General features: G+C 67.7%; 9 protein-coding genes. 1 reads left to right on the top strand and 8 read right to left on the bottom strand.

What is annotated here, in order from left to right:
* The 7 genes from ACILR4_RS23690 to ACILR4_RS23660 form a co-directional block, all read right to left on the bottom strand.
* The coding region (locus ACILR4_RS23690) for a universal stress protein (protein WP_395703351.1) at positions 1-360 on the bottom strand (360 nt) is incomplete at its 3' end.
* A gap of 141 nt (positions 361-501) precedes the next feature.
* Positions 502-1,236, bottom strand: coding sequence for an amino acid ABC transporter ATP-binding protein (locus ACILR4_RS23685; RefSeq protein WP_395703350.1), 735 nt, complete (start codon positions 1,234-1,236; stop codon positions 502-504).
* Positions 1,237-1,246: 10 nt separating this feature from the next.
* Entirely contained in the window at positions 1,247-1,915 is a 669-nt protein-coding gene (locus ACILR4_RS23680; protein WP_395703349.1) for an amino acid ABC transporter permease, read from the bottom strand.
* A 1-nt stretch (position 1,916) separates the two neighbouring features.
* Complete coding sequence (locus tag ACILR4_RS23675) at positions 1,917-2,606, bottom strand: amino acid ABC transporter permease (protein ID WP_395703353.1); 690 nt, start codon at positions 2,604-2,606, stop codon at positions 1,917-1,919.
* A 197-nt stretch (positions 2,607-2,803) separates the two neighbouring features.
* Positions 2,804-3,697, bottom strand: a complete 894-nt coding sequence (locus ACILR4_RS23670) for an amino acid ABC transporter substrate-binding protein (RefSeq protein ID WP_395703348.1) — start codon at positions 3,695-3,697, stop codon at positions 2,804-2,806.
* A gap of 110 nt (positions 3,698-3,807) precedes the next feature.
* Positions 3,808-4,716 carry an amino acid ABC transporter substrate-binding protein gene (locus ACILR4_RS23665; RefSeq protein WP_395703347.1) on the bottom strand — a complete coding sequence of 303 codons (909 nt, stop codon included), beginning with the start codon at positions 4,714-4,716 and terminating at the stop codon, positions 3,808-3,810.
* A gap of 40 nt (positions 4,717-4,756) precedes the next feature.
* A complete protein-coding gene (locus ACILR4_RS23660) occupies positions 4,757-6,175 on the bottom strand; it encodes an aspartate ammonia-lyase (protein ID WP_395703346.1) in 1,419 nt (472 codons plus the stop codon).
* 170 nt (positions 6,176-6,345) lie between these two features.
* Between ACILR4_RS23660 and ACILR4_RS23655 the strand changes: the two genes are divergently transcribed.
* A complete protein-coding gene (locus ACILR4_RS23655; RefSeq protein WP_395703345.1) occupies positions 6,346-6,939 on the top strand; it encodes a thymidine kinase in 594 nt (197 codons plus the stop codon).
* Positions 6,940-6,941: 2 nt separating this feature from the next.
* On the opposite strand, the gene ACILR4_RS23650 is transcribed toward ACILR4_RS23655, so the two are convergent.
* Positions 6,942-8,393 carry a DUF4139 domain-containing protein gene (locus tag ACILR4_RS23650; RefSeq protein ID WP_395703344.1) on the bottom strand — a complete coding sequence of 484 codons (1,452 nt, stop codon included), beginning with the start codon at positions 8,391-8,393 and terminating at the stop codon, positions 6,942-6,944.
* Positions 8,394-8,453: the final 60 nt, after the last annotated feature.

Raw genomic sequence — 8,453 nt, 5'->3', positions numbered from 1 at the left:
GTGGCCGTGCGAGCCCAGCACGACCAGGTCGGCCTGCCAGGCGTGGGCGGCGGCCAGGATCACGTCGGCCGGCTTGCCGAGTTCGAGCACGGTGTGCACTTCCTGCCAGCCTTCGCGGCGCGCGGCGGCCAGGCCTTGCAGCCGGCGCTGCAGGTCGCCGGCCTGGGCACTGACGACCTGGCCACGCAGCTCGGCGTAGTCGCTGAGGTCTTCGGCCGCATCGGCGGCATGCACCAGCACCAGCGTGGCGGTCGGCGCGGCGAAGCGCTCATGCGCCACCTGCAGCGCGCTGAGCGAATCGGCGGAAAAGTCGATGCCGACCAGCACACGCTGGAACATGGCTGTCGAAGAGGTGTTCATGTTGCGTACCTCGGAACTGAGCGCGCCACTGCGGAAGGCGCGCCGATCCAAACAAGCAGCCACCGCGGATCCGGCTTGGCCGGTCCGCCGGCGGCCGCCCCCTGGAGGGGGAAGCGCCGCAGGCGCTCCGGGGGTGGGAGATCAGTGCTGCAGGATCTTGGACAGGAAGTCCTTCGCGCGCGGCGAGCGGGCTTCCGGGTTGCCGAAGAACTCTTCCTTGCGGCAGTCCTCGACGATCTTGCCGGCGTCCATGAAGATCACGCGGTGGCTGACCTTCTTGGCGAAGCCCATCTCGTGCGTGACGCACATCATCGTCATGCCTTCGTTGGCCAGCTGCACCATCACGTCGAGCACTTCGCCGACCATCTCGGGGTCGAGCGCCGAGGTGGGCTCGTCGAACAGCATCACGATCGGGTCCATGCTCAGCGCGCGGGCGATGGCCACGCGCTGCTGCTGGCCGCCGGAGAGCTGGCCGGGGAACTTGTCCTTGTGCGCCATCAGGCCCACGCGGTCCAGCATCTTCAGGCCGCGGGTCTTGGCCTCGTCGAGGCTGCGGCCCAGCACCTTGATCTGCGCGATGGTCAGGTTCTCGGTCACCGAGAGGTGCGGGAACAGCTCGAAGTGCTGGAACACCATGCCGACGCGGCTGCGCAGCTTGGGCAGGTTGGTGCCCGGTGCGGTGATCGAGGTGCCGTCGACGATGATGTCGCCCTTCTGGATGGGTTCCAGCGCGTTGACGGTCTTGATCAGCGTGGACTTGCCCGAGCCCGAGGGACCGCAGACCACCACCACCTCGCCCTTCTGGATGCTGGTCGTGCAGTCGGTCAGCACCTGGAACGAGCCGTACCACTTGGAGACGTTCTTGATGTCGATCATGGTGTGAATCTCAGCGGATGATGGCGATCTTCTTCTGCAGCTTTCTCACGAGCATCGAGAGGCTGAAGCAGATGACGAAGTACAGGACGGCGGCGACCAGGTAGGTTTCGACCGGGCGGTTGAAGTTCTTGCCGGCCACTTCGAAGCCCTTGAGCAGGTCGTAGGCGCCGATGGCGTAGACCAGCGAGGTGTCCTGGAACAGGATGATGGTCTGCGTCAGCAGCACCGGCAGCATGTTGCGGAAGGCCTGCGGCAGCACCACCAGCTTCATGCACTGCGCGTAGGTCATGCCCACCGCGTAGCCCGCATAGACCTGGCCGCGCGACACGCTCTGGATGCCCGCGCGCATGATCTCGGAGTAGTAGGCGGCCTCGAACAGCGTGAAGGTGATGATGGCCGAGAGCTCGGCGCCGATCGAGCGGCCGATCAGCAGCGGGATCAGCAGGAAGAACCACAGGATCACCATCACCAGCGGCACGCTGCGCATCAGGTTCACGTAGGCCGCGGCCGGCTGCACCAGCCAGGGCTTGCCCGACAGCCGCATCAGCGCCAGCGCGGTGCCCCAGGCGATGCCGCCGAGCATCGCGATGATGGTGAGCTGCACCGAGAAGATGAAGCCCTTGGCGACGAAGCTGGAGATGACACTCCAGTTCAGGAAGGCAAAGTCGAGAGCGCCCACGTCACTTGCTCCCGAGCATGCCGGGCACCTGGACCCGGGTTTCGACGAACTTCGCGATGCGGTTGATCGCGAAGGCCGAGACGAAGTACAGCAGCGTGGCCGCGCTGTACATCATGATCGGCTGCGAGGTTTCCTCGGCCGCCTGCTGGGCGAAGAACGCCAGCTCGGCGATGCTGACCGCGAAGGCCACCGAGGAATTCTTGATGATGTTCATCGACTCGCTGGTGAGCGGCGGGATGACGATGCGGAAGGCCATCGGCAGCAGCACGTAGCGGTAGGTCTGCGGCAAGGTGAAGCCCATCGCCAGGCCCGCATAGCGCTGGCCCTTGGGCAGCGTGTTGATGCCGGCCTTCACCTGTTCGGCGATGCGCGCCGAGGTGAAGCAGCCGAGCGCGAACACCACCAGGATGAAGCTCGGGAAGGCCTGCAGCGGCTTGAAGATGGCCGGCAGCACGTGGTACCAGAGGAAGATCTGGACGATCAGCGGGATGTTGCGGAACACCTCGGTCCAGGTCTCGCCCAGCCACACCAGCGCCTTGCTCGGCGTGGTGCGGAAGATGCCCATCAGCGAGCCCAGCACCAGCGCGACGATCAGCGCCAGCAGCGCCACCGACAAGGTCCAGCCCCAGGCCTGCAGCATCCACTGCAGGTAGGTGACCTCTTTGCCGCCGGCGGCAAAGCAGCTGGACATGATTTCGCCTGTCGCGGTGTCCTTGCAGAACACCTGCCAATCCCATGCACTCAAGACATCCTCCGGTGCGGCCTGGCGAGCGGGGCCAGCGCGCTTCAATGAAACGAGCGCGCGGCCGGCTAGGGGCCGCGCGCTCGAAGCAGGATATGCAAGCCCTGCGCCGGCGGCGTCAGGGATTGCCTGGGGCCGGATTCAGCTCACTTCTTGGCGTAGTCTTCCATCGGCTTGTCGTTGGGGTTGGCCCACGCGGCCTTGGTGGCTTCGGACAGCGGCAGGCCGACCTTGGTGTTGGTCGGCGGGATCGGCTGCATGAACCACTTGTCGTACAGCTTGGCCAGCGAGCCGTCCTTGATCTGCGCCTTGATGCTGTCGTCCACCGCGGCCTTGAAGGCCGGGTCGTCCTTGCGGATCATGCAGGCGATCGGCTCGACCGACAGCACTTCGCCGACGATCTTGAAGTCGGCCGGGTTCTTGGACTTGCTGATGTTGCCGGCCAGGATCTGGCCATCCATCACGAAGGCATCGGCGCGGCCGGACTCGAGCAGCAGGAAGCTGTCGGCGTGGTCCTTGCCGAACACTTCCTTGAAGTCGACGCCGCTGGCGCGCTCATGCTTGCGCAGCGTCTGCACCGAGGTGGTGCCGGTGGTGGTGGCCACCGTCTTGCCGGCCAGGTCCTTGATCGAGTTGATGCCGGACTTCGCCTTCACGGCGATGCGCACTTCCTCGACGTAGGTGGTGATCGCGAAGGCCACGTCCTTCTGGCGCGCGGCGTTGTTGGTGGTGGAGCCGCACTCCAGGTCCACCGTGCCGTTCTGGACCAGCGGGATGCGGTTCTGCGAGGTCACCGGCTGGTACTTGATGTCCAGCTTGGCCAGGCCCAGCTTCTTCTGCAGGTCGGCAACGACCTTCTGGCACATCTCGGTGTGGAAGCCGACGTACTTGCCGTCACCCAGCGTGTAGGCCAGCGCGCCGGAAGATTCGCGCACGCCCAGCGTGATGCTGCCGGAGTCCTTGATCTTCTTCAGCGTGTCTTCGGCATGGGCGACGCCCATGGCGGTCAGCGCGGCGAGGGCGAGCAAGGCTTTCTTCATGCGTTTCTCCTTCGGAGTGTTGGTGGTGGGCAGAGGGAAAACGAAATTCCAGGAAGCGCTGACTTACGGGGAACCCCGTAGCAGCGCTGGGCAGGCCGGGTGCAGTGCGCTCAGTTCGGGACGTGGTCGGTGGGGTACTTCCAGAAGTCCTTGAGCAGGTAGTTCATCGGCAGGTTCAGGTTCACGTTCTTCGGCGGAATCGGCTGCTGGAACCAGCGTTCGTACAGCTTGTAGGCCTCGCGCGAGAGGACCAGGCGGCGCATCTCCTCGTCGACGATGCGCTTGAACTCGGGGTCGTCCTTGCTCAGCGCGATGGCCAGCGGCTCGATGGTGAGGAACTTGCCCACCACCTTCAGCTTGCTGGGGTCGGGCCGGCTGGCGATCAGGCCGTAGAGCAGGATGTCGTCCATCGCGAAGCCGTCGGCCTCGCCCTTCTCGACCATCTCGACCGCCTTGAGGTGCTCGGGCGCCTCGAGGATGGTGATGCCCAGCATGTACTCGCGGTTGGCCTGCTCGATGGACTTCAGCGGCGCCGTGGTCTTGGTGGAGACCAGCTTCTTGCCCTGGAACTGCGCCAGCAGCTCGATCGGGCTGTCGGCGCGCACCATGTAGCGGGTGCCGGTGATGTAGTGCGGCACCGTGAACGCCACCTGCTTGCGCCGGTCCGGCGTGTTGGTGGTGGAGCTGCATTCCAGGTCGGCGCGGCCGTCGACGATGGCAGGCAGCCGGTCGGCGGTGCTCACCATCAGGTAGCCGATCTTCAGGTTCGGCAGGTTCAGCTTCTTCTTCACCGCCTCGGCCACGCGCAGGCACAGGTCGACCGCATAGCCCACCGGCTTCTTGTCGGCATCGAGGTACGAGAACGGCACCGAGGCCTCGCGGTGCGCGATGACCAGCGTGCCTTTCTCCTTGATGCGGTCGAGCACCGGACCGGCCTGGGCCAAGGGGCTCGCGGCGCCGGCGGCCAGCGCCAGCAGCAGCGGAGCGGAAGTCAATTGCGACAGCTTCGGAAACGTCATGCCTCAACGTACCACTTTTCGTGCCAACCGGGCCCTCGGTTCAACCCAGCAGCCGCACCGGCTGCGTCAGCCGCTCGGGCACCAGCAGCGCGGCCATCTCGGCCTCGCTCATGAGGCCCAGCGTGGCGGCCGTGGCGGCGATGGTGCCGCCCTGCGCCAGCGCGGTCTTGGCGATCAGGGCCGCCTTCTCGTAGCCGATGATCGGGTTCAGCGCGGTCACCAGCGTCACCGATTCGGCGACGCGGCGCGCCAGCAGCGGCCGGTTGGCGCTGATGCCCTCGACGCAGTGGTGCTGCAGCGTGCGGCAGGCCTGGGTGAGGTGCTTGACGCTTTTGAACAGCGACCAGCCCATGATGGGCTCGAAGGCATTGAGCTGCAGCTGGCCGGCCTCGCTGGCCATCGTGATCGTCATGTCGTTGCCGATGACCTCGAAGGCCACCTGGTTCATCACCTCGGGGATCACCGGGTTCACCTTGCCCGGCATGATCGACGAGCCGGCCTGGCGCGGCGGCAGGTGGATGTCGCCGAAGCCGGCCTGCGGGCCGGACGACAGCAGGCGCAGGTCGTTGCAGGTCTTGCTGAGCTTGCAGGCCACGCGCTTGAGCACGCCCGACAGCTGCACGAAGGCGCCGGTGTCCTGCGTGGCTTCCACCAGGTTCGGCGCCACGCTGACCGGCACGCCGCTGATGGCGGCCAGCTCGCGCACCACCTGCTCGGCGTAGCCGGCCGGCGCGTTGATGCCGGTGCCGATGGCGGTGGCGCCGAGGTTCACTTCCTCGATCAGCGCACGGGCCTCGGCCAGGCGCTGCTCGTCTTCGCCGATCATCACCGCATAGGTGCTGAACTCCTGGCCCAAGGTCATCGGCACGGCGTCCTGCAGCTGGGTGCGGCCGATCTTCAGGATGTCGCGGAACTCGTCGGCCTTGGCCTCGAAGGCGCCGCGCAGCGCGGCCATTGCCTCCAGCAGCCCGCCGATGCCGACCCAGGCCGCCAGCCGCAGCGCGGTGGGGTAGACGTCGTTGGTGCTCTGCGAGGCGTTGACATGGTCGTTCGGATGCAGCCGCGCGTAGTCGCCCTTTTCCGCGCCCAGCAGTTCGAGCGCGCGGTTGGCGATGACCTCGTTGGCATTCATGTTGGTCGAGGTGCCGGCGCCGCCCTGGATCACGTCGACCACGAACTGGTCGTGCCACTGGCCGGCCAGCAGCTCGTTGCAGGCGGCATCGATGGCCCGCGCGCGCTCGGCGTCGATCACGCCCATCGCGGCATTGGTGCGCGCGGCGGCCTTCTTCACGCAGGCCAGCGCCCGGATCAGCTCGGGCACCTGGCCGATGGTCTGGCCGGTGATCGGGAAGTTCTCCACCGCCCGCGCGGTGTGCACGCCCCAGTACGCCTGCGCCGGGATCGGCTTGTCGCCGAGGAAGTCGTGCTCGATCCGCTGTGCTGGGGTGGGGCTGGTCATGGGGCGCGGACTGTACGGAACGGGCTGTCGCCCGGCCAATGCTGTTTGCGGCCCGCGTCATGCAAGAAACGCATTGCTGATGCGGGTAAATACCAGGGTGTCGCGGGCGGGTGCGCCGGGTATCCGCGCGCCGGCGGGCGCGCTTCGCGCCGCTACACTCCCGCGCCTCGATGAGCAAGCTGTACTTCCGCTATGCCGCGATGAATGCGGGCAAGTCCACCGCCTTGCTGCAGGTGGCGCACAACTACGAAGAGCGCGGCATGCGCGTGCGCTTGTTCACGGCCGGGCATGACGACCGCGCCGGCACCGGCATCATCGGCTCGCGCCTGGGCCTGCAGCGCAGCGCCGAGACCTTCGGCGCCGACACCGTGTTCGCGGGGGTGCACTTCGCCGGCGTGGCCTGCGTGCTGATCGACGAGGCGCAGTTCCTGGCGCCCGAGCAGGTGCGCCAGCTGCACCGCATGGCCCATGTCGACGACCTGCCGGTCATCTGCTACGGCCTGCGCAGCGACTTCCGCGGCGAGGCCTTCCCCGGCTCGGCTGCGCTGCTGACGCTGGCCGACGACGTGGAGGAGATGAAGTCGATCTGCGCCTGTGCGCGCAAGGCGACGATGAACCTGCGCATCGACGGCGAAGGCCGCCGCGTGCGCGAAGGCGAACAGGTGGTGATCGGCGGCAACGAGCGCTACCGCGCGGTGTGCCCGGCCTGCTTCTATGCCGACGAGGCCGGCGGCGCCGAGGAGGCGCCGGGCCTGTTCGGGTAGCTTCAGTACTGCGTCAGCACCCGGTACTTCAGCGTGGTGCTGCCGTTGGCCGGCACGCTGACCAGCCACTGCGCGGTGCCCGCGGCCACGCGGGTGTGGCGCTGCGATTCCTCCAGCATCTTCCAGTCGCCCGGCACCGGCTCGCGCACGGTGACGGTCACCGCCTCGGGCTTGGCGTTGCGCAGCACGATCTCGTAGGCGCTTTCATACGCGTAGCCGGTCTTCAGCGTCGACTCGCGGCGCTTGAAGTCGGTCTGCGTGCGGTCGGCGGTGACGTCGAAGGCCTCGCCGAGCTTCAGGCGCAAGGTCTCGTTCTTCGCGCTGTGGTCGATGCGGTCTTCGCCGATGAACTGCGCGCGGCCTTCGCTGTCGCGCTGGTACACGCGCACCACGCCGCGCGGCAGCGGCTGGCCCAGGCCGGCCTCCTCGCGGTTGGCGAACTCGATGAACACGCCGGGCTTGAGCCTGCGGCCGATCTCGCCGGCGGCGTTGCCGTAGTAGTAGGGCTGCCCGGCCAGCAGCAGTTCGCGGCGCACCGGCACCGCGGCGGCCTGCAGCAGCGCCACCTGCTTGGTCTGGTTGTCGGCGATGGTCGTCGGCCGCGCCAGCGTGTACAGGTGGTACTCGAACAGCGACTGCTGCGTGACCGCCGGCGCCGCGGCGGCGGGCACGGCGAGCGTGCGCGACTTCATCACCGCGCCGTCGAAGGCTTCCTGCACCCGATTGACGTCGCCGGCCACCAGCTGCAGCTTCGCGTTCGGGTAGGTGTTGCCGCTGCGGTTGGTGAGCGTGATCCAGCCGTTGAGGTCCAGCTTGCCGCCGCCGGCGTCCAGCTCGGCGACGTAGTCGGCCTGCCACGACAGGCCACCGCTGAGGTACGACAGCTCCACCGTCTGCGTGCCGGGCTGCCGCGCCTGCAGCTCGGCCACCAGCGTGGGCCGGTCGCGCAGCTGCGGCGGCAGCTGGTCGAACACGATGCGCCCGGGAATGCCGGTCTCGATGCGGTCGCCGATCTGCAGCACCGGGCCGCCGCTGGTGGCCAGCACGCGGGCGGTCTCGACCGTCTCGGCGCCGGTGGTCGGGTGCGTGCGCACCACCCGCACCGTCTGGCCCACCGATTTCTCCAGCAGCTTGGCCGGCGTCAGCAGGTCGAAGTCGAAGTTCTGCTCCAGCACCTGGAAGGCATCGGGCTGCGAGACGCCGCGCAGCAAAGCGGTCTGCGGCTTCATCTGCGCGCTGACATCGCGCCAGGCGAGCCGGCTGCCACCGGCCGGCAGCGCGACGCGGCGCGTGTCCTTGACCAGCGCCAGGTCCTGGTTGTAGATCGTGACGGCCAGCGCCTGCTGGTCGTCGAGCGTGCTGCGCAGCTCGGCGATCGCCGGCGGGGCGGCGTGGCCGGGCAGGGCCGCCAGCAGGGCGGCGGTGGCGAGGGCGAGGGGCGTGGCGTGGTGCATGGTGGCCTTTCGAGCGGTGGCAATGCGGGGGTTCACCCGCTCTTGTACGCCGCAGCGCCC

Origin of the sequence: Aquabacterium sp., assembly GCF_044226965.1 — a bacterium.
In the GTDB taxonomy this organism is placed as follows: Bacteria; Pseudomonadota; Gammaproteobacteria; order Burkholderiales; family Burkholderiaceae_C; genus Pseudaquabacterium.
Note: the sequence above shows the minus strand (reverse complement) of the source record. Positions and strands in the feature narration are given on the sequence as shown.